At 70.3% G+C, this 24,903-nt stretch carries 19 protein-coding genes and 2 pseudogenes; 8 read left to right on the forward strand and 13 right to left on the reverse strand.

Annotation, left to right across the window (positions count from 1 at the left end):
- Nucleotides 1–124: 124 nt before the first annotated feature.
- On the forward strand, nt 125–895 hold the full coding sequence (locus ACO0M4_RS31460) for a class I SAM-dependent methyltransferase (protein WP_430374470.1): 771 nt from the start codon (nt 125–127) through the stop codon (nt 893–895).
- Between the two features lie 199 nt (nt 896–1,094).
- Here the strand turns inward: ACO0M4_RS31460 and ACO0M4_RS31465 are convergent, their stop codons facing one another.
- A complete protein-coding gene (locus ACO0M4_RS31465; protein ID WP_430374471.1) occupies nt 1,095–1,877 on the reverse strand; it encodes a substrate-binding domain-containing protein in 783 nt (260 codons plus the stop codon).
- Nucleotides 1,878–2,178: 301 nt separating this feature from the next.
- Here ACO0M4_RS31465 and ACO0M4_RS31470 point away from each other — a divergent pair, with 301 nt between their 5' ends.
- The 5 genes from ACO0M4_RS31470 to ACO0M4_RS31490 all read left to right on the forward strand — a co-directional run bounded on the left by ACO0M4_RS31470 (nt 2,179) and on the right by ACO0M4_RS31490 (nt 7,910).
- The gene (locus ACO0M4_RS31470; RefSeq protein ID WP_430374472.1) at nt 2,179–4,209 is read left to right on the forward strand and encodes a polymorphic toxin-type HINT domain-containing protein; all 2,031 of its coding nucleotides are present in this window, start codon (nt 2,179–2,181) and stop codon (nt 4,207–4,209) included.
- 1 nt (nt 4,210) lies between these two features.
- Entirely contained in the window at nt 4,211–4,672 is a 462-nt protein-coding gene (locus tag ACO0M4_RS31475; RefSeq protein ID WP_430374473.1) for a hypothetical protein, read from the forward strand.
- A gap of 249 nt (nt 4,673–4,921) precedes the next feature.
- Nucleotides 4,922–5,512 (forward strand): helix-turn-helix domain-containing protein, encoded by a 591-nt coding sequence (locus ACO0M4_RS31480; RefSeq protein ID WP_430374474.1) that lies wholly within the window; start codon nt 4,922–4,924, stop codon nt 5,510–5,512.
- Nucleotides 5,513–5,551: 39 nt separating this feature from the next.
- The gene (locus ACO0M4_RS31485) at nt 5,552–6,970 is read left to right on the forward strand and encodes an alpha/beta hydrolase family protein (protein ID WP_430374475.1); all 1,419 of its coding nucleotides are present in this window, start codon (nt 5,552–5,554) and stop codon (nt 6,968–6,970) included.
- 187 nt (nt 6,971–7,157) lie between these two features.
- Nucleotides 7,158–7,910, forward strand: a complete 753-nt coding sequence (locus tag ACO0M4_RS31490; RefSeq protein WP_430374476.1) for a type 1 glutamine amidotransferase — start codon at nt 7,158–7,160, stop codon at nt 7,908–7,910.
- A 123-nt stretch (nt 7,911–8,033) separates the two neighbouring features.
- Here ACO0M4_RS31490 and ACO0M4_RS31495 read toward each other — a convergent pair whose 3' ends face one another.
- The 6 genes from ACO0M4_RS31495 to ACO0M4_RS31520 form a co-directional block, all read right to left on the reverse strand.
- The gene (locus ACO0M4_RS31495; protein ID WP_430374477.1) at nt 8,034–8,519 is read right to left on the reverse strand and encodes a flavodoxin family protein; all 486 of its coding nucleotides are present in this window, start codon (nt 8,517–8,519) and stop codon (nt 8,034–8,036) included.
- Nucleotides 8,520–8,609: 90 nt separating this feature from the next.
- Complete coding sequence (locus ACO0M4_RS31500; protein WP_430374478.1) at nt 8,610–9,860, reverse strand: NAD(P)/FAD-dependent oxidoreductase; 1,251 nt, start codon at nt 9,858–9,860, stop codon at nt 8,610–8,612.
- Nucleotides 9,861–10,066: 206 nt separating this feature from the next.
- The gene (locus ACO0M4_RS31505) at nt 10,067–11,614 is read right to left on the reverse strand and encodes an FAD-dependent monooxygenase (protein ID WP_430374479.1); all 1,548 of its coding nucleotides are present in this window, start codon (nt 11,612–11,614) and stop codon (nt 10,067–10,069) included.
- Nucleotides 11,615–11,674: 60 nt separating this feature from the next.
- Nucleotides 11,675–12,307 (reverse strand): TetR family transcriptional regulator, encoded by a 633-nt coding sequence (locus ACO0M4_RS31510; RefSeq protein ID WP_430374480.1) that lies wholly within the window; start codon nt 12,305–12,307, stop codon nt 11,675–11,677.
- Nucleotides 12,308–12,517: 210 nt separating this feature from the next.
- Nucleotides 12,518–13,159: a DUF1707 SHOCT-like domain-containing protein gene (locus tag ACO0M4_RS31515; protein ID WP_430374481.1), complete on the reverse strand. Its 642-nt coding sequence runs from the start codon at nt 13,157–13,159 to the stop codon at nt 12,518–12,520.
- A gap of 122 nt (nt 13,160–13,281) precedes the next feature.
- Nucleotides 13,282–13,680, reverse strand: a complete 399-nt coding sequence (locus tag ACO0M4_RS31520; protein ID WP_430374482.1) for a winged helix-turn-helix transcriptional regulator — start codon at nt 13,678–13,680, stop codon at nt 13,282–13,284.
- On the opposite strand from ACO0M4_RS31520, the pseudogene ACO0M4_RS31525 reads away from it, so the two are divergent.
- Together ACO0M4_RS31525 and ACO0M4_RS31530 are read left to right on the forward strand one after the other, a co-directional pair.
- Nucleotides 13,607–14,815: pseudogene (locus ACO0M4_RS31525) on the forward strand (MFS transporter); the annotation flags it as partial. The gene ACO0M4_RS31520 and the pseudogene ACO0M4_RS31525 overlap by 74 nt on opposite strands.
- A gap of 183 nt (nt 14,816–14,998) precedes the next feature.
- A complete protein-coding gene (locus ACO0M4_RS31530; RefSeq protein ID WP_430374483.1) occupies nt 14,999–18,538 on the forward strand; it encodes a hypothetical protein in 3,540 nt (1,179 codons plus the stop codon).
- Between the two features lie 296 nt (nt 18,539–18,834).
- Here the strand turns inward: ACO0M4_RS31530 and ACO0M4_RS31535 are convergent.
- The 6 genes and pseudogenes from ACO0M4_RS31535 to ACO0M4_RS31560 all read right to left on the reverse strand — a co-directional run.
- A pseudogene (locus ACO0M4_RS31535) lies at nt 18,835–19,074 on the reverse strand (maleylpyruvate isomerase N-terminal domain-containing protein); the annotation flags it as partial.
- 155 nt (nt 19,075–19,229) lie between these two features.
- Nucleotides 19,230–20,306 (reverse strand): FecCD family ABC transporter permease, encoded by a 1,077-nt coding sequence (locus ACO0M4_RS31540; protein ID WP_430374484.1) that lies wholly within the window; start codon nt 20,304–20,306, stop codon nt 19,230–19,232.
- Nucleotides 20,303–21,337: a FecCD family ABC transporter permease gene (locus ACO0M4_RS31545; protein WP_430374485.1), complete on the reverse strand. Its 1,035-nt coding sequence runs from the start codon at nt 21,335–21,337 to the stop codon at nt 20,303–20,305. Before ACO0M4_RS31545 ends, ACO0M4_RS31540 begins: the two co-directional genes overlap by 4 nt.
- A gap of 22 nt (nt 21,338–21,359) precedes the next feature.
- Nucleotides 21,360–22,400: an iron-siderophore ABC transporter substrate-binding protein gene (locus ACO0M4_RS31550; RefSeq protein ID WP_430374486.1), complete on the reverse strand. Its 1,041-nt coding sequence runs from the start codon at nt 22,398–22,400 to the stop codon at nt 21,360–21,362.
- Between the two features lie 367 nt (nt 22,401–22,767).
- Nucleotides 22,768–23,418, reverse strand: a complete 651-nt coding sequence (locus tag ACO0M4_RS31555) for a GntR family transcriptional regulator (protein WP_430374487.1) — start codon at nt 23,416–23,418, stop codon at nt 22,768–22,770.
- The gene (locus tag ACO0M4_RS31560; protein WP_430374488.1) at nt 23,415–24,899 is read right to left on the reverse strand and encodes an MFS transporter; all 1,485 of its coding nucleotides are present in this window, start codon (nt 24,897–24,899) and stop codon (nt 23,415–23,417) included. The genes ACO0M4_RS31555 and ACO0M4_RS31560 overlap by 4 nt, the downstream gene beginning before the upstream one ends.
- Nucleotides 24,900–24,903: the final 4 nt, after the last annotated feature.

A 24,903-nucleotide genomic window follows, 5' to 3' on the forward strand; every position in this document is an offset into this window, starting at 1 on the left:
ACCACTGCCGCCAGCCCAACGCGACGCTCTGCGATCACCGGGAGACCTGTGCCTGTTCTTCCACGCCTGTCCGCGCGAGCTCTAAGCTCCGCATCGACCGGGCGATGGAGGAGGCAACGTGGAGATGGGCTTCTCGGCAGGGCAGGAGCAGTGGCGGGCCCGTTTGGGGACACTGCGGCAGGTCGTACGCCAGGAGGTGGTCTCGCGCCAACTCGCGGCCCACCTGCCGGACTTGCCGCCCCGACGGGTGCTCGACGTCGGTTGCGGTCAGGGCACACAGGCCCTGCGCTTGGCCCGGCGAGGGCACATGGTCACCGGGCTGGACGCCTCGGCCCGGCTTCTTGACGACTTTCGCGCCTCGCTGGCCGCGGAACCGGCGGAGGTCGGCACACGGGTGCGGCTGGTCCGAGGCGACGCCGAGCAGTTGGCCGACACGTTCGCGCCGTCGAGTTTTGGCGTGGTGCTGTGCCAGGGCGTGTTGATGTATTTCCCGGATCCCGGCCCCCTGTTGGACGCCGTCGGGCAGGTCCTGGCGCCGCGCGGAATCGTCTCCCTGTTGGTACGCAACGGCGATGCCCTGGCCATGCGCCCGGGGCTGCTGGCCGACTGGGACAAGGCCGAGAAGGCGTTCGAGGGGCACTCCTACCTCAATCGGATCGGCGTGCAGGCCCGTGCCGATCGCCTGGAAGACCTCACCACGGCGTTGGCCCGGCGTGAGATGAGCGTGCGCCAGTGGTACGGGGTGCGGGTGTTCACCGACACGGCCGCGTCGGATGCGGCGCTGCCGGACGCAGCGACGCTCGACGCCGTTCTTCGCTGCGAGGAACGCGCCGGCCGCACCGACCCCTACCGGCGGGTGGCGGCCCTGCTCCACTTGATCGCTGAACGCCGGTAGCCCAGGACGCCTCCCCCACACCAACGACGTCCAACGACGTCCACTGTCGCGTGAACACGGCCGCCTCGCCGCAGACCCAGCCGCGCACGCAGCCTGGGAAGCCCGGTCCCATGAGACCGTGTGCCCAGGCTGCGCGGCGGGTGTGGGCCGGTCGACTGGTCGGCCGGAGGTGGGCGTCGGGGTCTGGGTCGGGGTCGGTTCACGCGTGGTCGGGGGTCTGAGCCAGGATCAGGGAGACGAAGCCCCAGGTGTCGCGGTAGACGTGCAGCCATTCGGTGCGGCGAGTGGCGGCTGTCGCGAGCGCGTGCGAACTGTCGGGGTCGGCAGGATGGTCCACGGCACACGAAGCCAGTGCGTCCTGGCGCACCGTGGTGAGGCCGATTGGCATCAGAGGGGAGAGGCGGCTGTCGTCGTAGCCGATGATGTACCGGTCCCGCGGGACCTCGATGCCCCCTCGCGCGAGGGCCGTCAACAGGCCCCTGGCGCAACGGTTGTTGCCGGCGAGGACGGCCGTCGGTGGAGGCGGGCCCCGGTCCCGCCCGGCCAGGAGCAGCCGGCCGGTCTCGATGCCCGAGTGCTCGGTGTGCGTGCCGGGGATCACCCGGAGCTCCGCCTCCAGGCCGTACCGGCGCATCGCTGCCCGGTGGGAACGCCTGCGTTCGGATGCCCCGGGGCCCTGGCCGCCTTCGATGTGCACGATCCGACGGTGCCCCAGTTCCACCAGGTGGTCCATCGCCTGGCGCATGCCCTTGCCCTCGGCACCCTGCGGGCAGTCCACCCGGGCCTGCGGCACCCGGTGGCCGACCGACGCGGGGACGGTGCGCTGTCCGAGTGCGTCGAGGTAGGTGGGCTCCGCGTCGGGGCCGAGCAGGATGAGCGCCTCGCAGCGGTGGGCGAGCAGCGCCTTGACCGCCTCGGCCTCGCTTCGGCCCTCGGCGGCAGGCTGCGCCAGGCATGCCTCCGCAGCGAGAGGCGAGGGCAATGGGCAATGGGCAATGGGCAATGGGCGATGGGCGATGGGCGATCGTGTGCGCGGGCCGCTGTCCGATACTCGCCCATGCCGAACTCGGGTGGTTGACAGGCGGAATTGCGTAATGAAACTGACGTCCTATCGCTCACGACCACAGGTCGGACATTTACGGGGGAGTCCAGGCATGAGTGAGGCGCTAGGCGGAGGGCATCCGCACGACCCGATGACGTCGGCGGGATATCTCGGATGGGGTCAGGCAGCGGTGGGTCCACCGCCCCCGCCGCCGAGGAAGAGCTGGTGGAGGCGGCCTTGGGTGCTGGCCGTCGGGGTGTGCGGGCTGGTGCTCGCGATCGTCGCCGGCACGTTGCTGTGGCGCTCGATACGGCCGGCCAACCCTGAGGACACGGATGGGAACCGCACCCCGTTCTACCTCGCGGTGTACAACCTGGCCCGTGAGCCCGCGGCGCACTACACCGGCTCCGCCCCCGACGGCACGACGTGGGATCTGACCGTCACCGACGGAAACGAGGCGCGCGGCACGATCACGGTCGCCGGACGCCGCATCGCCGTCCTGACGGTCGACGGCAAGACGTACGTCAAGCCTCCGAAGGACATGTTGACCGACCTGCCGAGCGGGGTCTCGGCCGCCACGTTGGAGGGCAAGTGGGTCACCGGTGAGAAGCACCTGACCTCCGCGTTGTCGAGCGTACCGCGCTCGCCCGCAGCCTTCGCGGCACAGTTGTGGGCCGGGCTGGACCAGGCCACGGACTTCCCGAAAGCCGACGCTGCCGGAGGTGGCGGGAAGAAGGCGTTGTCCGTCACGACACCGCAAGGCGTGCTGTCCGTCTCGGCCGCCCCGCCCTACCAGGTGGTGCGGTTGGCGTCCGGTAACGCCAGAGCCAGGGGCTCGTCGTCCGGTGGCCCGACGCGTACGGCTCTGGCTTCCGCCGCCGTGCGCCCGGCCGGTTTCACCCACGCCGTTTCCTCCCCACAGGCCGACCTGGGCAACGTCGACTTCACGCCAATGTCTCCCGAGGACGTCGGCAAGGCGTACGACGATCTCATCGACCAGACCAAGACCCTCGGCAATGCCGTTGACCTCGGTATCAGGTTCAACTTCAACCAGACCGGCAATCTGAACTGCTCGGAGTCCTGCACCGTCACGGAGAACGTCGTCACCGCGACGACGGCCGCCCCAGGCGCCAAGCTGTCCGGGACGGTCAACGCCTCCATGACGGCCCAGGTGAGCGTCAACGGCCAGTCCGGCGGGGGTTGCACACAGAGCGCCTCGCTGCCCATCAACGGCAGCGGGACGATGAGTTGCGTGGCCGCGGGGACCGCCCCCGTCGTCCAGCAGATCAAGGCAGAGAAGCAGCGGGAGGCGGATGCCCAGGCCCGGGCGACACGACGGCCCGTCCGTATCCCCTACACGCTCAACTTCCAGGCACAGGTCCAGATCACGGCCCAGGCCATCGCCCAGGCCGAGATCGCCCAGAAGGTCAAGGCCCAACAGGCCCAGCGGAACAAGGCAGTCGAGGCCGCCAAGGAGAACGCGGGTCCCAACCCGGACTGCGCACAGGACAGCTTCGTGGCGGGCACCCCGGTCCTGATGGCCGGCGCCGGCACGGAGCCCATCCAGAACCTCCGGGTCGGAGACCGGATCGGCAATTCCACCCCGGGCAGCAGTGCCGTTCAGCAGCACACCGTCACCGCGGTCGTGGTCACCGACGACGACCGCGACTTCGTCAAGCTCACCGTCGCCGGCCCACGGGGCCTCGGAACGGTCCACTCGACTGCGCACCACCTGTTCTACGACGTCACCACCTCGAACTGGACCAAGGCGGCCGACCTCAAGCCCGGCGACCGCGTCCAGACCACGGGCCAGGCGGTGGCGACCGTTCGGGCGGTACACGCGTACCGCGCCGCCGTCCGCACGTACAACCTCAGCGTCGACGGCGTCCACACCTACTATGTTCTGGCCGGCGACATTCCGGTCTTGGTGCACAACTGCGCGATGAAGCGCGACGCCAAGAGCCTGAAGGGAGTCAACATTCCCAGGCAGTACGAGGGCCTGGACACCGCTCACGTGCGGAACAACCACGTTCCCGGCGGGAAGGGCGTGACGCCCCAGAAGGACCTGTGGCCGGCGAAGGTGACGGACACCCGGCTTGAGCAGATCGCCCAGCAGGCGCTGCGGAACAATCCGAGGGTGATCGGATACGACCGCCAGACCGGGATGATCCAGGCGGTGGCCACGGTGGAGGGCAAGTTGGTTCAGTTCCAGATCCCCCGAGGCGGCGGCGTCATGAGGTCCATCTACCCGCTGCAACCCTGGAGTGATTGAGGTGGGCGGTCTGACGATCTCCGTAGCGGAATGGGAGGTGTCGCGGGAAGCGCCGCAGGCGGTCTCAGGGGAGATCTGGTTCACGCTCGCGGGAGTGGATTTCCCAGGGGCCCACTGGACCGACTCGCCGGTATCGGTTCTCGGGTCGATGCGCGAGGCCCTCGACAGTGCCGCATCGGGCGAGGTCGGAGAGGTCTACTTCTTCGACGGGCCCTACTACGTGAAGCTGACTCCCCACCCCGCGAACGATCGGGACGAGGTCGAGGTCCTGGCGATCTGTGACCGCGCCCAACAGCTCTCCGATACGGGGGAAGGCACCGTCGAAGCACGCGGCAAGGTGCCGCTGAGCGCACTGCGACAACAGTACGTGGACGTGGTTGCCGAACGGGAACGGTGGGCTCGGCACCATGGCCATTCCCAAGTGGCCGACGTTCTTTCGCAGATGACGGCACGTCACCATTGATTGGCGATCAAGAGGCCGTAGCCAAGGCGACGTAGCCAAGGCAATGGGCTGCGCGAGGGGGTCTCGTGCGGCCCATTCGGCCGTTGTGCGTTCGTAGCCCGGCTCATGGGAATCGTAAGGAGTCGGCCTCGGGTTGGTCGACGCGTTCGGGCTGGTGGCCTTGGAAGTGTGACTCCCCCGCCCCGCCCTGGTGGCGGCGAGTTGCAAAATCCCCTTGCAAAGACCCTTTGTAACTTCTAACCTCCTCCCATGGCCGACCAACCGCCCGCAGTTGAACAACCGCCCGCGCAGGAGATCACTGATGTCGAGGCGCTGCGCGTCCTGGCGCATCCGATGCGGCAGAAGATCGAGCAGTGTCTGCGCAAGGGGCCGGGCAACTCGGCCGGGCTCGCGCGCCAGCTCGGCGAGAGCACCGGTCTCGTCAGTTATCACCTCAGGCAGATGGCCAAGCACGGCTTCGTGGAAGAGGTTCCGGAGCTGGCCAAGGGGCGGGAGCGGTGGTGGCGGGCGGTGCCGGGTGACCGGCGGTATCCACCGTACAGCCGCCAGACACCCGAGATGCGGGAAGCCTTGACGGAGATGCACCGGCTCAATCTCGCGGAACTCGTCGAGCAGGCCCGCCGGTTCGAGGACGCGCGCGACACGCTCGGGCCATGGGCCGACGCGGCACTGTTCTCGCGGGCCACGCTGCGGCTCAGCCCCGCCCAACTCCGGGCGTTCTTCGAGGAGTACATCGCGCTCGTCTACCGCTACTCCCCGCCTGAGGGCGAGACCGCACCCGATGCACCTGAAGCACGCGCCGTACTCGTCCGCCTGCTCGGCATCCCCGAAGTCAACTGACCGCTTCAGCGCGCCTCTCCAGGGAAGGAACCGCACGCCGTGCAACTCTCCGGCAAACCGCTCATACGCCTCTGCCTGGTTCTCGTCTGCATGGCGATTGCCGTGCTGTTCGCCGCGCCCGGGGCCCGCGCCGAGCCGTCGAGCGCGGGCTTGGTCCGCCAGGACGTTTCCTTCCGTGGCGGTGGCGGCCTCATCCTGCACGGCACCGTTCTGGCCGCCCCAGGCGCGCCGGGCACTCGCCCAGGCATCGTGCTCATCGGCGGCTCGGGACCCGGCCCCCGGGAGGAGTACCGGCAGGAGGCCGAGGCATTCGCCCGCGCCGGGATCACCACCCTCGTCTACGACAAGCGGACGGTGGAGTACTCCCGGACCCACCGCGACTTCGGGTTGTTGGCCGACGATGCACTCGCCGGGTTACGCCTGTTGCGCGGACACAAGGGCGTCGATCCGCACCAGGTTGGGCTGTGGGGATTCAGCGAGGGCGGCTGGGTGGCGCCCCTGGCCGCGGCACGCTCCTCCGACGTCGCCTTCTTGATCACCATGGCCGCCTCCGGCCATCCCCCGCTGCGCACCCAGACATGGGATCTCACCACCCATCTGAAGCACCGGGGCATCGGCGGGTCCTTTGCCGGCGTCATCTCCGGACCGGCGGCGCAACTCGTCGACTCCACCGGCCTGTTCCCTACGGCGGACTACGACCCCTCGCAGGCACTGAGCCGCCTGCACCGCATCCCGGTACTGGCACTGTGGGGCGAACGCGACACCCAGGTACCGCCCCAGGAAAGCGCGCGGATCTTCCGGCAAGCCCTCGATCAGGCAGGCAACAAGCACACCGTCATCCGCTTCTTGCCCGACGCTGCGCACAACGGGCACCTGACGACGGACGGCTTCGACCGCATCGGCGGCCCCCTCTTCCACGGCAAACCACTGGGAGAGCTGGCACCCGACTACGTCCAGACCGTGTCCTCCTGGGTCCGGGCCGTCGGGGCCGGCCACCCGCCCACGTCCAGCACCGCCCCCGCCCCACCGCAAGCCACATCCAGCGTCCCGGTCCCGGGCCGTGCCTGGGGCGCATGGCTCGCCCCCGCCCTGCTTCTCGCCGGCTTCGCCGCCTACCCCCTGAGTGCCGTCCTGCGCCGGGGCCCCGCCGTGCCCGCCGTTCGCTGGCTATCCGGACTGGGCCTGCTCACCGTGGCGAGCGCAGTACTGTACCCACTCGCGGTCTTCGCGGCAGGGGACGCAGCCGCGGCGCCCGTCGTATGGGGGCGCCCGGTGGCCTGGCTGGTGGTACAGATGCTCGCGATCGCCGTTCTCGTGTCAGCAGGCGGCACGGTGGTCACCGTTCGGCGACGGCACCGTGACTGGGGCCAGGCGGTGTGGCTCCGACTGGCACCGGCCGCGCTCGCGACGGTCGGGTTCGTTCCGTGGGCACTGTGGTGGGGAGTGATGCGTCCCTAGGTCGCGTTCGCCCCTGATCCACCGGGCGCGCCGGGTGCCTGGCGGCGGATCAGGTGTGGTCCTGCGCTGACCCTTGCCTGTCCGGCCCCGCTCTGATCAGGCACGTTAGGGTGGAATGACTCTTCTTCCCCTCCTCACTCCTCACTCCTCACACCTCACTCCTCACTTCCTCCCAGGAGAGCTCGTCATGTCCGCGCGCACCGTCCTGTTCCTTCAGCATGTCGAGGTGGAAAAGCCTGGCCTGATCCTCGACGCTCTGCAGGGCAGCGGCCTGGATGTGGAGATCCGCAACCTCATCGCCACGCCGGGGGCCACGACGGACGATCTGCCGCCGGTTTCGGACTTGGCTGGGCTGGTCGTGATGGGCGGCCCCATGAATGCCGACGCCCTGGCGGACCATCCGGCGCTCAAGGTGGAGCGTGACCTCCTGGCCGACGCGTTGCGGTACGGGGTTCCGACGTTGGGTGTGTGCCTGGGTGCGCAACTTCTCGCCCGCGCCCAGGGCTTGACCGTACGGACCGGTGCCGAGCTCGGGCGGACGAGCGAGATCGGTTGGGCTCCCTTGCGCGACGTGGACCGTGACGATCCGGTCGTCGGCCCGCTGGCCGACGCGCCCGCCGTGCTCCACTGGCACGGCGATCGCATCGTCCCCGCCCCGGGTACCCGCGTGCTGGCACGTACCGAGACGACCGAGTGCCAGGCGTTCCGGGCCGGCCCCGCCGCCTGGGGGCTCCAGTTCCACCTGGAAGTCACGCCTGACCTCCAGGACGCCTGGCTAGCCGAACCCGCTTTCGCCACCGAGGCCGCAGATGCTCTCGGCCCCGACGCGGTGGACGCACTTCGAGCCGCTGCCCACGCCGCTGCCCCGACACTTCGCCCGTTGGCCGAGCAGAGCCTGGCCCACCTGCGCCGCCTCTTCGAGGCACGCGCCGATCTCTGAGGTCGCACCGGTTCGAAGCCGGCCGGCCGCCTCGGCCACCACGGCGCTGCCTGCGAGGGGCGTGATCGGGGCCGTACGCGTCGCGGTGTCGCGGTGTCACCAGGCGAGACAACCAGTGTCCGGTCAGGACACCGCACCAAGCCGAGCGCGTAGCCCTTCGGCGAACGTGCGCGCCGCCTCCAGGTCGGTGGCGTTGGGCCGTGCCCTGTTGATGCCGCCGACGAGCTTGAACGGCAGCCAGGTGTCGAACCCACGGCACGAGAAGGTGTCGGCCGTCTGGAAGCCCTTCTGGCCGAGGAGCCGCACAAGGGGGCGGGTGAACGGCCGGAACCGCACTTCGGGCAGACCGCTGGTGGCGAAGACGAACGCCCTTCGTTGCCTCCCTTGTTGCTCCCCGTTCGGGAGCGACTGGACGAATTGGCGCAGCCGTGGATGGAAGTTCCCTGTGAAGATCCCCGAGCCGAATCCCACCAGGTCGCAGGTGGAGAGCTCTGCGATGTCGACCTGTTCAGGGGCGACGACGGGGGCGTCCAGCGCCTGGCCCATGACGTCGGCGATCCTCTTGGTGTTGCCGTGAGACACCGAGGTGCACACGATGATGGCCTTCATGATGATGCTCCTTTCACTTCCATGATGGGGGGGGTGTGGTGCCGGTCAGGTCGGGCCACGGGCCCGCCTTCCCACCGGAACGCATCTCGCTCATCGGGCCGCGGCCCGGGGCGGCGCGGGCGTTGTCGAGGTCGAGGGCGTTGTCGATGTCGATGTCGATGTCAGGGGCGGGGTCGGGGGCGGGGTCGCGGTCGTGGTCGAGGTCGGGCCAGGAAGCCACCGGTAGGCGCGCGGGAAGCGCATCGAGGTGACGGTGTAGCGGCACACTCGCTCTTTGACCAACGCTGCCACCCGCCCGGACACCGCGAATCCCCGCGGGGTGTCGTCCCTGTGTGTGGCCTGGATGAACCCGTCGCGTCGACCGAGGCTGATTGCCTGTCCGGCCATGCCGATCGACGCTGGCGCCGGTCGTTCACCCCGTATCAACGCGAGTACCGTGTCGGCGCCGTGGGCACCCATGGGCATCGCTGCTTGACAGCTCATCCGCAGGTGGGCCCCGACATGCCCAGGTGGTGCGACAGCGTCGCCGGCCCCGACGATCCTTCGATGGTGCACGCACACCAAGGCATCGTCGGTGCGGAGTCGGCCGTCGGAGGTCACCGGCAGACCGCTGCGCAGTGCCAGGTCCGGCACGTCGAACGAGCCCGCCCACACCGTACAGTCGCTGGGCAGCCATCCGGCGTCGGTCTCGACGCCGTCCGGGCGGATTCCGGTGACCCGCAGTCCGATACGCAGTACGACACCAGCGTTGGCGAGCTTGCCTGCCATGTTCGCTCGGCTCGACTCGGGCAGCCGCGCGGCGACCGTCTGCGCGACCAACTCGACCTTCAACGACGGGTACCGGTACGCGATTTCGGCGGCACTCTCGACCCCGGTCAGGCCGCCGCCGATCACCACGACGCGTGCCCCCGCAGGCAGTTGCCGCAGACGCGTGCGCAACGCCTCGGCACCATCGAGGTCGGCGATACTCCACGCGTTCTCGGATCCGGCCAAGCCTCGGGCCGACGTGCTCCCCACCGCGTACAGCAGATAGTCGAAGTCGACTGCGCCACCGTCATCGAGCTGCACCGATCGCTCGGCAATCGCGTCCACCGTGGCTATTCGCGCTCGCACGTCGCGGTGCAGCAGACCGCTCAGCGGCCGCACCGCGTTCGACGCCCCCGCTGCGTGCTCGTGCAACCGGACACGTTCCACGAACTCCGGCCGAGGGTTGACCACCGTCACGCTCACCTCCGACCGTCCCGCGGCCGCCAGTCGATTCGCGGCCATCACGCCTGCGTAGCCCGCGCCGACAACCACCACCCGCGCCAACGCCACCACCTCCGATCGGATCGTTCTCACGCCTTGAGGACAACGCAGGTACAGCAATCGTGACAGCCGATGACTGTGATGCCAGTCACAGAGGGGGGCCGGTGCGGGGAGGCGCTGGGCGGTGTCGTGAGGCCGGAGGGTAACCGTGGTGTACGTGCAACGGTCGCCGCCACCGACTCATGCCCGTTATGTGACGACTGTGTCGCGGGGAGATCGCCGTATAGCGCGACGGCCGCTCAGGCTCCGAACCAGCGCTCCGCGGCGGCCCGCAGGGCGGTCAGCTCGCCCGGGTCCGGGTGGGTTGAGCCGCAGGCCCAGGCCACGTAGCCGTCGGGACGGATCAGCAGGCCGGTGAGGTCGGCCGCGTCGCCCCGCGCGATGACGACGTCGATGGCGTTCTGTTCTTCCGCGAGTGCCGCTGCCAGCGACCGGTCTTCGGTCAGGTCGATCAGCAACGGCCGGGCGGTTCTGGCAAGTTCGGCGATCCGCACCTTCCCCTCCCCCGTGATCAGCTCCAGCTCCGGAGCGAAGTAGCCGACTGCGGGGTGCGGGTCGGTGAGGCCCATCTCGTAGCGCACGTCGGTGCCCGCGGTGAGGTCGGCGAGGCGCTGGACGACCTCCTTGCGGGTGAGCAGTTCGGTGAAGAGTTCGCGCAGGGCGGTGGTGTCGCTCCCCGGTGCGGTGAGCGCCGACTGCGCCTCGGCGTTGAGCACCATGCGGCGGGCGGCCTGGCGTCGCTCGGCGCCGTAGCTGTCGAGCAGTCCGGGCGGGGCCGTGTCGCGCAGCGCGGCGGCGAGCTTCCAGCCGAGGTTGGCGGCGTCCTGGAGGCCGAGGTTCAGTCCGGGGCCGCCACCGGAGGCATAGACGTGGGCGGCGTCGCCGACCAGAAAGACCCGGCGGTCGCGGAACCGGTCGGCGACCCGGGTGTTGCCTCCGTTCAGCCGCCGCAGTACGTGCGGGCCCGTGCCGTCCGGTGGGCCGAGCGGCAGGTCGACGCCGAGGACCCGACGAATGCTCGACTCCATCTCGGCCAGGCTCATCGGCTCGTCCGTCGCGGGCTGGTCCCACTCGGTGGTGCTGACCAGCGGCGGCTGGCCGGGGAACGGTGCGTAGGAGAAGCCGCCTTGGTCGGTGCGGTGGGGCAGGAAGGGCAGGACCGGACCGTGGCCGGGAATGGTGAGGGCGCCGTTGACCGGGTCGACCCAGTCGGCCGGGACGGTGGCGTGGGCGGTGCGGTTGGTGCGGCGGTCGTAGCTGACGCCGGGGAACCCGATCCCGGAGAGCTTGCGGATCACGCTGCGCGCGCCGTCCGCGCCGACCACGTAGCGGGCGCGGAGTTGCTGGTCGCCGTCGGGACTGGTGACGTCGAGGGTGACGGCGTCCGCGTCCTGGGCGACGGCGCTGACCCGGTGTCCGCGCCGCAGGTCGACGCCGAGTGCGCGGGCGCGCTCCTCCAGGACCTCGACGATGCGGTGCTGCGGGGCGGCCAGGGCGAAGATCGGACTGGCGTCCAGTAGGCCGAGGTTGAGGCCCATCGCGGCGAACATGAAGTAGGCGGAGTTGGGCTGCGGGGGCTCCGGGCTGCCGCTGAGCGGTTCGTGCAGGCCGCGGTGGTCGGCCAGGCGTACCACCTGGCCGAGCAGGCCGTTGGCCTTGGGTTCGGTACTGGGCTGCGGGAGCTGCTCCAGTACGGTCGGGCGGATGCCGGCCAGGCTGAGTTCGCAGGCCAGCATCAGCCCGTTCGGACCGCCGCCCACGATGATCACGTCGGATATCACAGTCACGTCTCCTTGGTGCGAACGGGAAAGGGGCGGCACCGGCGGCGAGTTGATCGCCGCTCTTCGCTACGGGACGGGCAGGCCGGCGGCGAGCTGCTCGAAGACCCGGGCCAGGACCGCGCCGAGCGGTTCGGGTTCGTCGGCGCGCAGGCTGTGCTCGACGGCCACTCCGCTGCCGGCCGCGACCACGGCCGCGACCAGCTTCGGGTAGACGTCGCGTTCGGCGTCGGTGCCGGTGCGCTGCGCGACGGCCTTGGCCAACTCCTGTTGGGCGGCGGCGTTGGCCTTGACGATCTCACCGGCCAGTGCCGGTTCGGCCAGCATCAGCCGCACCCCCTCGCGCCAACGCGCATGGTGCGGCGGGGAGTTGTCGGTGGGTGCGAACTGACCCAGGACGGCGTGGAGCAGCGAGTCCCAGAGTGGTTCGCCGGCGGGGCGGGCGAGGAGGTCGTCGGCGACCCGGTGCATCCGCTCCAGGTGACTGGCTGCGATCGCCTCGGCTTTGCCCGCGAAGTAGTTGCGGAAGGTGCGGACGGAGACGTTGGCTTCGGCGGCGATCTGCTCGATCGTCACCTCGTCCCAACCATGGAGGACGCAGAGCCGGATCGCCGCCTGGCTCAGCGCGACCCGGGTCTCCCTCTTCTTGCGCTCGCGGAGTCCGGGCTGTCTGGTCGTGGGGCCGTCATCTGAAGGTGCCATATGAGCAGCGTAGGGCAAATCTTGCCGCCGCGGCAAGATTTCCAGATCGGCAAGATTTCTCGACCCCTGAGCCGAGGGAACGGCCCCGCAGGGACCGTCGGTTGTTGCTCACCGGCAGCGGGGCCCCGACACCGCCCGCTCGCCGGCGGTCCGATCTGATCCCCCCTCAGCACGACGGCGCAACGCCCCGCCCGATCGAAGAGGCCCCACTCAAGCGGGCCCGCGGTGCAGCCACTGTCGGAACGTCCGCCGCGGGAGCTGGGCCACGACCCGGCCATGGGCGATGCTGCCGACCAGCTCCACTTGAAGGGTGATCGGCACCCCGACTTCGGCCGCCGGGGCGACCTTGACCTTGCCGTAACTCACCGAGGGGGCATCGGTGTTCACGACGACGCCCGGCCCCGTCACCAGGCGCAGGGTTCCGCCGCACATGGCCATGGCGATGTGCAGGGTGTCTTGGGTGATCACCGCTTCGGTCAAGTCGAGCGTCACGTCCGCCCAGGATGACTGGAGTTCCACCCGGCGTGGAACCACCCAACGGCCGTCGCGACGAAACGAACCGCCCTGCTGGTCGACCCGGATCACCTCCTTGGCCTCCACCGTGACGCCATGGGACACCCCTGCCACGACTGGCAGATCGGCCGTGAGCTCGGCCAGCTCACCGAGCGTGGGCGCGGTCAGGGCGAGTTCCAGACGCTCGTCCAGCTCGGCGGCGGCCAGTCGGCCGTCTCCCCCGGCGAGGCGCAACACGTCCACCGTACGGTCCCGGTCGGCATGTGAGGCCCTGAGGGCGAGGGCGGGCGAGGCTCCATGGCCATCGGACCGGCCAATGCGCGAGGTCTCTCCTGGCATGTCCCCATCCCCGATCCCGTGGGCGAGGCCGCTGCCCGGACCCGCCGGTCCCCACTTTTGGACGACCGGGGCCCGGCGACCCGAACAACAGCAGGAAGCCAGGAAGCTTCGCCCTGCGGGAGTCAGGTGGTCGATGCCGCGGCGGCGTCGTATTCGGCGCGGGCGGTGGCGATGTCGGACCGGTGGCGCTCCGCCCAGCCAACGAGCCCGGACAGGGTCGCGTGCAGCTCGCGGGCCATGGGCGTGAGGCGGTATTCCACCTTCGGCGGCACGGTGGGGTAGACGGTCCGGATGAGGAGACCGTCGCGTTCCAACTTGCGCAGGTTCAAGGTGAGCATGCGTCGGCTGATGCCGGCGCTGGTGCGTTCCAACTCGCTGAATCGGACCGGTCCGTGTGCGGCGGCGACGAGGATTCCGATGCTCCACTTCCCCGCGACGTGGTCGAGGACTTCGGTGAGCGGGCTGTGCGGTGTGTCCCAAACGCCGGCGATGCTGCTCGCCTCCCGGTTCCTCCAAGGCATCGGCGGCGCGGTGACCTCCGCCGTCACGCTCGGCATGGTCGTGACCCGGTTCCCGGAGCCGAAGGAGCGGGCGAAGGCCATCGGCGTCTACGGCTTCGTCCAGTCCGCCGGCGTCTCTCTCGGCCTCCTCGCGGGCGGTGCCCTGACGCAGACCCTCAGCTGGCACTGGATCTTCTTCGTGAACGTCCCGATCGGCATCGTGGCCGTGCTGTCGGCCAGGCGCATGCTCGGCTCCGAGCGCGGCATCGGCCTGGGGAGGGGAACCGACATCGTGGGCGCGCTCCTGGTCACGTCGGCGCTGATGCTCGGCGTCTACACGATCGTCGAGACCGCCCACCACGGTTGGACTTCCGCGCACACGCTGGGCTTCGGCGCCGGGGCGCTCGTCCTGTTCCTCGCCTTCGTCGTCCGCCAGGCGAAGGCGGCCAACCCGCTCCTGCCGCTCCGCGTGTTCCGCTCGCGCAATGTCTCAGGGGCGATGGGTGTCCAGGCCCTCATGGTGGCCGGAATGTTCAGCTTCCAATTCCTGTGCGTGCTCTACCTGCAGAAGGTGCTCGGCTTCGGCGAGTTCCAGACGGGTCTGGGCATCTTTCCGGTCTCGGTCGCGATCGGCGCGCTGTCCCTCGGCGTCTCACCCGCGCTGATCGCACGCTTCGGCCCGCGTGCCGTACTGCTTCCCGGGCTCGCGCTCATCACGGCGGGGCTCGCCGTACTCGGCCGCGTCCCGGCAGGCGGGGGCTACCTCACGGACGTCCTCCCCGCGCTGCTGCCGCTCGGCTGCGGCTTCGGCCTGGCGATGCCGTCGCTGGCCACGCTCGCGATGTCGGCAGCCACTCCCCAGGAGTCGGGGATCGCCTCCGGCATGTTCAACACCATGCAGCAGATCGGCAGCGCCTTCGGCCTGGCGGCCCTCAGCACGCTCGCCACCTCGCATACGAGTGCGCTGCTGGCCGACAGGACGAGCACCGCCACGGCGCTCACGGGTGGTTACCAACTCGCCTTCCGCGTGGGCGCGGGCCTCGTCGCCCTCGCTCTCGTCCTCGCCGCTGCCGTGCTACGGTCCCCCACCACCGGCACACGCCCGGCAACCGCGAAGAACGCTCCGGCGTCAGTCGCCCGGAACTCCGCCCACTGACCGGGCGGCGAGGCCGCACGGCGGGAGGAAGGTGCAGCCCGGTCACGGCCTGCACGCCCTCTCCAAATGCTCCACAAGAAGTTCGAGAGTCGATCGAGCCTCCTTACGTTACCTTCCTCTCGTCGCCTGACCTTCTGCCGTTACGGCCCCTTTTGTTCAGGCGCGACGTCGATGGGGGGAACCATGGGCATCGCACTTCCGACCGACGACACCAGCAGCCCGGCCCGCTGCTGTGTGTTTCTCTCCGACAACACGACCGGCGGCCCCGTCTCCGGGGCGCTGGCCTTCCTCGAAGCCCAACTGACCGTCTCCGAAAAGGGATCCGGCGGTGAGGTGGGGGCCGCGGCCCCCACCGGGAATTCGGTCCGCCTCCCGCTGGGGCTGCTCGGCAGTGACCACGCCGGGTACCTCTCCTGGGACCTGGCGCCGCTGTGGCGGCAGGTCCTGCAACTGGCCGAGCGGCCCGACGGCTCCACCGCCGAGGTACGGCTCACCCACGTGTGGCTGTACCTGGGCGGTCCGCTCCAGAGCGCGGTGGACGTCCTGGCCGAGGCCGACGAACGGGCCCAGGCACTGGTCCTGCGGCTCGGCGTGGACCGTGGCGGCGTCTTCACCGGCTCCGCCAACGGCTTCCCCGCGATGCAGTCGCCCTCGCTCCTCGACTGGTACCTCTCGCCGGCGTCCTTCGCGTACGTACCGGCCGAACTCATCGGGCAGGACGGCTGCGAGACCCTGCTGCCGTCCAATGTGGCCACCCAGCAGTACCAGGTGCACCAGCTCGTGACCGTCCCGCATCTCCTGGCGAGACTGGACTACGGCGCTCAGTACGCGGCGCCGACCGGGGACGGCACCTCCGAAGGCCCCGCCGGCTTCCCGGTGCCGATCGCCCTGGTCATCAGCTACGACGTCACCTGGATCCCGGTCGGGCACGGGCTGGGCCAAGTCACCTACAGCCTCCCGCTGGCACCGGGCGAGCAGGTGCAGCTCGCGGTCGTCGACTGGGCGCGCACGTCGACCGACAGCCGGCTGGAGGACATCGCCCTCACCGATGACTTGGAACACGCCCTCACCCGCGACCGGACGGTCGACGAGGTGGTCAAGGGCGCCGTCAACGAGTGGCAGCGCGGCGGCTCGGTGATGGCCGGCGTGGCGGGCGCGGCGTCGATGGGCATGTTCGGCGGTTCCGCCGCGATCGGCGGCGGCTACGCCACGACGACCGGCGACCGCAGTGTCTCGGCGGACACCGTGCAGAACCTGCACGACCAGATCCGCCAGCACTCCACCTCCGTACGCGACATGCGCAGCACGGTGGTCGTGCAGTCCCGCCAGGCGGAGAGCTCCACCGCGCAGACCCGGACCGTGCGCAACCACAACCACGCACATGCGATGACCCTGCTCTACTACGAGGTGCTGCGGCACTTCCGGGTACTCGTGGAGCGCGGCACGGTACGTCCGGCCGTCCTGCTGCCCGCCATGTCCCCCAACCTCGACAACGAGCTGGTCATCGTCCGCTACCGCCGCCTGTTGCAGGCCGGGCTGCTCGACCCGCAACTGGCCGGCGGATTCGACGCGGTGGAGAAGTACGCCGCCTGGCAGGAACTCCAGCCCGAGGTGCCGGTGCCGCCCGACCCGGGCAGCGTCGAGTTCATCCTCTTCCAGTTCCGCTTCACCATCGGTGACCTCTCCAGCTTCCAGGACCGGGTGCCCACCACGGTCACCCTGACCCAGCGAGCGCCGGACGGCGGCCAGCGGGTCACCAATCTGGTCCGTCCGCAGCACAGTGACTGGGACCCCGATCCGATCCACCTGCAGAATCCCGGGGACTTCCAGCACACCCACTCCCTGGTCGATCTCGCCGGTGTGCCCCGGTCCGACGAACGCGTCAACTGGCGGGATCTGCGCACGATTTCGGTGACCCTCGTGCCACCCCACACCGAAGGGAGGAACGACGACGTCGCCGTGGAACACCTGGTCGTCACGGCCGTGGACACCGCCGGCAACACCCACCTCCTGGTCGACGAGCCCAGCGGCAAACTGTTCCAGAAACCGTCCACGACCTGGGCACTGGCGGTCCGACAGGCACCGGAACCCGCACCCGCACCGAGCCCGTTCCAACGCCTGAGCGATGAGGAGAACCTGCTGCGGATCCGGCTGCGCAGACACCTGGTACAAAACCGCGAGCACTACTACCGGCTGATCCGGCTCGGCGAGGACCCCAACGCCCGGTGGACGGAACTGGCGGGCGCCAGTCTCACCGTCGGCGGCACCACCCGCCCGCTGTTCCAAGCCATCGAGAACCGCGCCCTGGAAGTGCTCGGGGACTCCACCGCCTTCCCGCTCGACCCCACCCTGTTCGACAACGCGGGAGAGGGGCAGGTACGCCTTCCCAAGGTGGACCCCGCCCGCAGCGAGCAGTTGATCAGCCTGCCCACCCGCGGGATCTTCGCCGAGGCCAAACTCGGCCACTGCAACTCCGCGGAGGTCATCGACAACACCCGGTTCTGGGACTGGCAGAAGTCGCCCGACCCGGACAGTGCACCGCAGATCGCTCCGGTGTCCACCGCGAGCCGGGAGGTGGTCGTCTCCACGACGCCGTCGGGGCTGCCCGCCTCGGCGGTGACCATCGTCCAGCCGCCGCAGGCTCCCGACCCCGTGGGCATGGCTGCCGCCCTGCAACTCCTCGGCAAGGGCGACATCTTCCGCGACGAGTCGATGCAGAAGGAGATCGCCGCACTACTGACCTCGCTCGCGAGCAACGCGGCCGGGCTCGCGGGCAAGAACCCCGGCACGCCCACCACGCCCGGCACCGGCTCGACGCCGGGCACCGGACCGGGCGGCGGCGCGGGAACGGGCGCTCCCGGCACGGGAACCGGCCCCGGCGCTCCGTCCGGCGGCGGCACCGGGACCCCGGGTGGCGGCCCGACGGGCGGGGGCACCGGCACCGGCGGCACCACGCCCCCGGCGACCGGCGGAACACCCCCCGACCCGGGCGGCACCCCCGGTACCCCCGGGCCCGGTACGCACACCGGTTCCGGCGACGGCGGCGCGGGCGCGCCGAAGCCGCCTGTGCCGACGCCCCACCCCACTCCCCGGCCACCCGTGCCGATCGGCTCGGACAACCGGTCGTTCGTGTTCAGCTTCGCCCCGGTCAGTTTCGGCCCCAGCGAGGCGGACTGGGAGCGCGGCACGTTCGCCATCGCGATCTTCCAGGACAACAAGCCGGTGCTCAGCCAGGACAACGTGGTGCCCGCGGCGCCCAGCGTCATCCTCAACGGCCGGGTCGCCCCCGACAAGCCGCTGGACATCGTGGTCGAAGGCTCGTCCACCCACTGGGTGGCCTACCCCTCGATCTACTCCTCCGCCATGGCGGGCAACCCGGCCACCACCGGGACGCCTCCCGGGATCCTGATCACCACGCATCTGGTCGGCAAACTGACGCTCCCCGGCCTGGATCCCAAACAGCGCAGTCATGTCTTCTCGATCCAACGGGACGTCAAATTCACCTCGGTGACGCTGAGCGAGCAGCAGATCCGGCAGCAGGGCCTTGAGAAGGTGGTGTCGGGCCAGATCAATGCCAGCTTCGACAAGGTCATTTCGTTCGGCGCGGGGCTCAGCTCGTCCGAAACGTCCTCGACCAGCACCGGGACGACCACCAACAAGACGGACACCGTGCCCGTCACGTTCTTCAGCGGACTGATGTCCGTCAACCCGGTCAAGAACTGACCGAACGCGACGGTGCCGAGGGAACACCCCCTCGGCACCGCGCCCGGTCCGGTCGGAGCTGTCGGGCCGGGGCGGGCCGCGAGGTTGACCGCCGCCGCGGGCCCACCCCGGCATGCTGATCTCGTACCCACCTGACGCAACGTCACGCCCAGGGGATTGCCGGGAGCGTCGTCGTGGCGGATCAGCCGAGGACGAGCGGGAGTTTCGCGGCCAGGCGGCCTGGTTCGGACGGGTCAGACAGGTCGGACAGGTCGGCCTTTTCCGCTTCGGTCGTCCTGGGTGCTGACCCGGAGGTGCGGGTCGGCGCCGGTCGGCGGCGTTGCGGCGACGTCCCAGTAGGTCACCGCGTTGCGCGTGGGTTCCGTTTCGGCGGGCGTCACAAGGGTGATCAGGACGTCCTGGGCGTCGATGATCAGGTGGCTCACCAGGTCCCGTACGAGCCAGCCGGTACAGCCGGAGGGGCGTGCGAAGTCCTCGTCCGGGAGTTCGGCGACGGCCGTGCGCAACGCCGTCCATGAGCGTGCGAAGAGGTCCACGGCGGCAAGCTAACAACGCGCGGCCCGCCCGGCGACCGATTTCTCCCCTCGGCACGCGACGGCCTCGCGGCCGTCGGCCAACAGTGCGTGGTTGGCGCTGGTGAGGAGGGGTTTATTCGTCGGTCGCGGGGCGGGAGGCGCCGGCCAACGTCGCGTCACAGGGCGCCGCGGCGCCACTCCCGTAGGAGCAGGTATCCCAGGTACGCGCCGCCCAGGGCCATCGTCCAGATGCCGACGGGCAGTTTGTCGAAGAGCGGTGCGTTCTGCGCCGCCAGATCGGCGAGGACCAGCAGCAGGGCGCCCGAGAGTGCGGAGAGTGCCAAGTGCGGGCCGGTGCCGCGGGTGATCCGCTTGACGATCTGCGGTGCGGTCAGCGCGATGAACGAGATCGGGCCGGCGGACGTGACGGCCCCGGCGGACAGCACGATCGTCAGCAGCACGGCGCCGGTGAAGGCACGTTCCGGCCGCGCGCCCAGAGCGGCCGCCGTGGTCTGGCCCATCTCGCTCAGGCCCAGCGGCCGGGACAGCAGCGCGGCGCACGGTGCGCAGAGCAGCAGCACCACGCCGATGGTCGCCGCGTCGCCCCAGGATCGTGCGGTGAGGCTGCCATTGAGGTACGAGCTCAACACGGTGGCCTGGTCGCGTGCGATGGCGTAGACGATGTACTGGATGAAGGCGGTGGCCATGGCGGAGACGCCGATCCCCGCGATGACCAGTCGGCTGGGGTTGCGGAAGCCGCTCCCGGTCGACACGTAGACCAGCGCCATGGCCGCCAGCGCTCCACCGAGTGCGCCCAGGGCGACCGGGACGCCCGGGAAGAGCAAGGCGACCAGTGCGGCGCCCGCCCCGGCCCCCGGGCCGAGGCCGATGACGTCCGGGCTGCCCAGCGGATTGCGGGTCACCGACTGGAAGAGGGCACCGGACAGCCCGAAGGCGGCGCCCGCGGCAACCGCCACCGTCAGCCGCGGTCCGCGCAACCGGTCCAGTACGAAGGAGTCCACGCCGACGGCGTGACCGGTCAGCGCCGCGGGCAGGTCCGGCAGGGCGATGCCCAGGCGGCCCACGGTGAGGGTGACGGTGCAGGCCACCAGGATCGCCACGACCAGGACTGCGCCGACCCAGACCATCCGGGCCGGGACTCGCAGCGCGACCGCCGACCCGAACCTGATGAGGAGTTTCCGGCTGCCCGGCCGCCGGACTGCCGAGGGGGAAAGGGTGGAGGAAGGCGTCATGAGGTGGCTCGCATCCTGCGAACGGCGATGAGAAGGGCGGGGGCGCCGGCGAAGGCGGTGACGACTCCTACCATCAGCTCCTGCGGGCGCACCACAAGCCTCCCGATGACGTCGGCGGCCAGCAGCAGCGTGGGGCCGAGCAGGGCGCTGAGCACGATCTGTCGCCGTAGGTCGGCTCCCAGGAAGGTGCGGGCCAGGTGCGGGACGGCGAGTCCGACGAAGGCGATCGGTCCCGCGGCCGCGGTGGCGGCGGCGCTCAGCACCGTGGCCGTCAGCAACGCGATGGCCTTCACCCGCTCCGGGCGGGCGCCGAGCGCCGTCGCGGAATCCTCACCCAGGGCGACCGCGTTCAGGCCGCGGCCCAGGAACAGGGCGACGGCGAATCCGGCGACGGCCAGCGGCAGCACGCCCCGTACGGCGTCCCAGTCATGCCCGCCGAGGGCGCCGACGACCCAGTAGCGGTAGCTGTCGAACACCTGCGGGCGGCTGAGGGTGACGGCTTGGATGAAGGCGCTCAGCACGGCGGTGAGCACCGCGCCGCCCAACACCAGCCGGACCGGGCTGAGTCCGCTGCCCAGAGCGCCGATGACGTAGACGAACAAGCCGGTCAGCAGGGCGCCGGGCAGTGCCCACAGCAGTGTCTGCGTCTGTCCGGAAGCGCCGACGAACGCGGTGGCGGCCACCACGCTCGCCGCGGCTCCGGTGTTGACGCCCAACAGGCCCGGCTCGGCGAGCGGGTTCCGGGTCACCGCCTGCATCAGGACGCCTGCCACGGCGAGGCCGAGGCCCACCACGATGCCCAGTGCGGTACGCGGATAGCGGCTCTCGACGACGGTGAGGGTGTAGGCGTCACCGTGGCCGGTGACGGCTTCCCAGACCTGGCCCGGGGCCAGGGTCTTGCTGCCGAACATGATGCTGGCGAGGCAGACGAGGACGAGGGCGGCCAGCGCCAGCAGCAACACCACCGCGGTGCGCCGGGCAGGCCGGCGCACGCGCGTCCGCTGCTCCTCGGTGTCGATGGTCGAGGTCATGAGTCCAGCCCGTCTAGCGGCGTTACTTACCGGCCTTCTTGACCGCACTGTCGATCAGCGGCAGGTAGCGCTTGATGCTGTAGGGCACGGTCAGCGGGTTGAGCATGGAGGAGGCGGTGACGAAGGAGTTGTCCGAACTCGCCACGACAGCGCCCTTCTTGATGGCGGGCATGGCGGCGTACAGCGACTGCTTCTCGATGTCGCTCCGGGTCTTGGCGTCGGAGTAGAAGGTGAACAGCAGGTCGCTCTTGTTGAGCTTGTCGGCGTTCTCCAGGCCGATGAGCGACGAGTCGGTGCCCTCGGTCTCCTTGAAGGTGTTGACCACCGGGTCGACCCGGAGTCCCAGCGACTTGACCATTTCCACCCGCTGCTCGGTGGGCCTGAACACGCCCAACGTGCCCGGTCCGGAGGTGTAGATGTAGGAGAAGGTCACGTTCTTGTAGTTCGGCCGGGTGGCGGCGGCCTCGGCGAGCTGCTTCTTGATGCCCTTGATCAGATCGGTACCCTTCGCCGGCTGCCCGAGGGCCTTGGCGATGATGTTGATCTGCTGGTCCCAGTCGGTGCTCCACGCCTTGTCCGGGTACGCCACCGTCGGAGCGATGTCCTTGAGGATGTCGTACTGCTTGGCCGTGATGCCCGACCACGGCGCGAGGATCACGTCGGGGGCGAGTTCGGTGATCGCTTCGATGTCGAGCTGGTCGCCGCCCTTGAACTGCTTGGGCAGCGGGTCGCCGGACTTCTTCACCGCGTCCTTGATCCAGGGAAGGTAGCCGGACTTGTCACTGCCCCAGGGGTACTCCTCCACGCCGACCGGCGTGTGGCCCAGCGCGATGGCCGTCTCGGCCGATCCCTGGCCGAGGGTGACGATCCGCTTGGGCTCCTTGTCGATCTTTGCCGTGCCCAGCGCACTCTTGATGGACACCGGGAAGGCACCGTGGGAACCGCTCGATGCGGCGGCGTCGCCCTTCTCTCCGCTGCCACAGGCGCTGACGAGCAACAGCAACGAGGTCCCTGCCGAAGCGGCAAAGAGACGGCGCGATATGCGGCGCGAAGCGATGGCCATGCCAAGTCCTTTTTTCTTCGAGGCAGCACGACGTAGAGCCCGCATGCCTGTGGTCGACAATCCGTCCGGACGGAGAGAGAAGTAACCCCACCCCCATTACGGCTTAGGTAAGCCTAACCTCTCATGATCTGGCCTCGACCGGCACCCCCTCCACCCCGGCCCGGCCGCGGGTGGCTCTCGGGCAACTCACCGCCGGAGCGCACCACCACGGCCCCGGCCGCGGGTGGCTCTTGGCCGCCTTCCAACAGTGGCGGGAGCGCGCGACCCGATCGTCATCTGCCGGGTCGGGCTCGGCGCCCCTGGGGAAGATGCGGAATTCGCCGTGTCCGTACGGCTCGGTGGGCGTCCGGGCGGGGGTCTGCCCCGGTCAGTCCTGGCGCTGTTCGCGGCGGGCGGCGGCCGCGCTGCGACCACTCTCCAAGTGCTTCACGACCAGCTCTTCGACCCGTGCCACGTCCCGATCGGCCAGGGCGTGGTAGAGCTCTTCGTGTTCCTTCGCCATGGCCGTCAGGTCGTCGTGCTGCGCCAGGAGCCAGCGCATCCGGCTGCGCAGGGTGCGTCCGAGCTCGTTCAGCAGCTCGTTGTCGGCCAGCGAGATCACCGTCTCGTGGAAGTCGGCCGCCGCCCGCCGGGCCCTTACGGCGTCTCCCTGGTGTGCTGCCGTGAGCTCGGCGTCGAGGTCGGCGCGGAGCCTCGCCAACCCGGCACGGGTGCGCCGTTGGGCGGCGAGCCGGAACGCCAACGTCTCCAGGGCCGACCGCACCTCGTCGAGGTCGGCGAGGTCGGTCGGCGTGAATTCCCGCACCACGGCCCACGTCCGCGGGCGCGGCGTCACCAGACCCTCGGTCACCAGCGCCTTCAGGGCGTCCCGGATCGGCAGCCGGCTCACCCCGAGCTCCGCGGCGAGTTCGCGTTCGACCAGCCTGCTGCCCGGCGGGCGGGCACCGTCGATGATCTCGTCGCGCAACTGTCGGGTGACCCGCTCCGACTCGGGCTCGAACCCTCCAGACGCTGTCATGGCCCCATTCTCTCACCGGCCCGTACCGCGTCCGGCGCACGCCGTTGCGGGCGGGCGAGCGCGGCCGTGGCGACCGCCGCGAGCAGCAGGACGCCCAAGGGGTAGCGAACGGCGACGGTGAACCCGTGCAGCGTGGCCGCCCGCGTGCTGCCGTGAAAGGCTGCGGCCACGCTGGCGGCGACGGTGTTGAAGACCGCCGAACCGATGGAACCACCCACCTGCTGAACCGAGTTGACGACCGCGGAGGCGATCCCGGCGTCCTGTGCGGGCACGCCGGAGGTGGCGGCGTTCATGATGGCCAGGAAGCTTCCGCCCAGCCCGACGGAGAAGGTGGCCAGCGCGGGGAGGACGCTCGTCGGGTACGCGGATTCCGGCCCCAGGAGGGTGAGCTGGAACAGTCCGCAGGCCGAGACGCACAGGCCCGCCGTCATCATCACGCGCGGCCCGAAGCGGGGCAGCAGACGGGTGCCGAGTTGGGTGGCCGTTGCCGTCGTCACGACGCTGATCGGCAGGAAGCCGAGGCCGGCGGCCAGGGCGGACCAGCCCAGCACCGTCTGCAGGTAGTACGTGAGGAACAGCGAGACGGACAGCTGCGACATCATCAGGGCGCCCCCGGCCAGCAGCGCCGCGACCCGGCCGCGGTCCCGTACCAGCGTCGGTGGCAGCAGGGGCACCGCGGCGCGGGTCTGCCGCACGCCGAACGCCACGAGCAGTGCGGCGCCGCCGAGCAACGCCCCCAGCACGGACCGAGCCGCCCAGCCGTCCGCCTCGGCCCGACTGCAGCCATAGACCAGCACCGTCAACCCGCCGCAGCCCAGGACGGCCCCGCTGACGTCGATCCGGCCGTCGACGCGCGGCGAGCGGTCGCGCGGCATCCAGGCCGCACCGAGCAGTGCGACGCATGCGATGGGCACGTTGACCAGCAGGCACCAGCGCCATCCGAACCCTTGGGTGAGCAGCCCGCCGAGGACGACACCCAACGACGCTCCGGCGCCGCCCAGCGCCCCGAAGACGGCTATGGCCCGGCGGCGTTCGCCCGGGTCGGGGAAGCTCGTGGCGACCAGCGCGAGCGCCGAAGCGGCCAGCAGCGCGGCGAACGCACCCTGCACGGCACGCGCGGCGAACAGTGCCTGGGCCGTGGGGGCCGCGCCCGCGGCCGCGGAGGCCACGGCGAAGCCGACCAGCCCGGACACGAACACCCGGGTGCGGCCGGCGTGGTCGGCGATGCGCCCGGCGAGCAGCAGCAGTCCGCCGAAGGCGACGGTGTAGGCGGTGACCACCCACGGGCGGTCGCCGTCGGCCATCCGCAGTTCGGCCTGGAGCGACGGCATCGCCACGCTCACGATGGTGCTGTCCAGCAGGATCATCAACTGGGCCAGGCCAAGCACGCACAGCGCCCACCACCGCCGCGGGTGCGGGAGCGGCGCGGGCTGCTGCGTGGGGATACGGGGTGGTGATGTCGGGCGGGCACTCTTGGCCATGGCC

This window comes from Streptomyces sp. RGM 3693 (assembly GCF_050471125.1).
In the GTDB taxonomy this organism is placed as follows: domain Bacteria; phylum Actinomycetota; class Actinomycetes; order Streptomycetales; family Streptomycetaceae; genus Streptomyces.

Excerpts from the sequence above, each read along its gene's own strand:
- ACO0M4_RS31460 (WP_430374470.1), top strand. The coding sequence starts at position 125 with ATGGGCTTCTCGGCAGGGCAGGAGCAGTGGCGGGCCCGTTTGGGGACA.
- ACO0M4_RS31480 (WP_430374474.1), top strand. The coding sequence starts at position 4,922 with ATGGCCGACCAACCGCCCGCAGTTGAACAACCGCCCGCGCAGGAGATC.
- ACO0M4_RS31490 (WP_430374476.1), top strand. The coding sequence starts at position 7,158 with ATGTCCGCGCGCACCGTCCTGTTCCTTCAGCATGTCGAGGTGGAAAAG.
- ACO0M4_RS31495 (WP_430374477.1), bottom strand. The coding sequence starts at position 8,519 with ATGAAGGCCATCATCGTGTGCACCTCGGTGTCTCACGGCAACACCAAG.
- ACO0M4_RS31510 (WP_430374480.1), bottom strand. The coding sequence starts at position 12,307 with ATGGCACCTTCAGATGACGGCCCCACGACCAGACAGCCCGGACTCCGC.
- ACO0M4_RS31515 (WP_430374481.1), bottom strand. The coding sequence starts at position 13,159 with ATGCCAGGAGAGACCTCGCGCATTGGCCGGTCCGATGGCCATGGAGCC.
- ACO0M4_RS31520 (WP_430374482.1), bottom strand. The coding sequence starts at position 13,680 with ATGCCTTGGAGGAACCGGGAGGCGAGCAGCATCGCCGGCGTTTGGGAC.
- ACO0M4_RS31530 (WP_430374483.1), top strand. The coding sequence starts at position 14,999 with ATGGGCATCGCACTTCCGACCGACGACACCAGCAGCCCGGCCCGCTGC.
- ACO0M4_RS31540 (WP_430374484.1), bottom strand. The coding sequence starts at position 20,306 with ATGACGCCTTCCTCCACCCTTTCCCCCTCGGCAGTCCGGCGGCCGGGC.
- ACO0M4_RS31545 (WP_430374485.1), bottom strand. The coding sequence starts at position 21,337 with ATGACCTCGACCATCGACACCGAGGAGCAGCGGACGCGCGTGCGCCGG.
- ACO0M4_RS31550 (WP_430374486.1), bottom strand. The coding sequence starts at position 22,400 with ATGGCCATCGCTTCGCGCCGCATATCGCGCCGTCTCTTTGCCGCTTCG.
- ACO0M4_RS31555 (WP_430374487.1), bottom strand. The coding sequence starts at position 23,418 with ATGACAGCGTCTGGAGGGTTCGAGCCCGAGTCGGAGCGGGTCACCCGA.
- ACO0M4_RS31560 (WP_430374488.1), bottom strand. The coding sequence starts at position 24,899 with ATGGCCAAGAGTGCCCGCCCGACATCACCACCCCGTATCCCCACGCAG.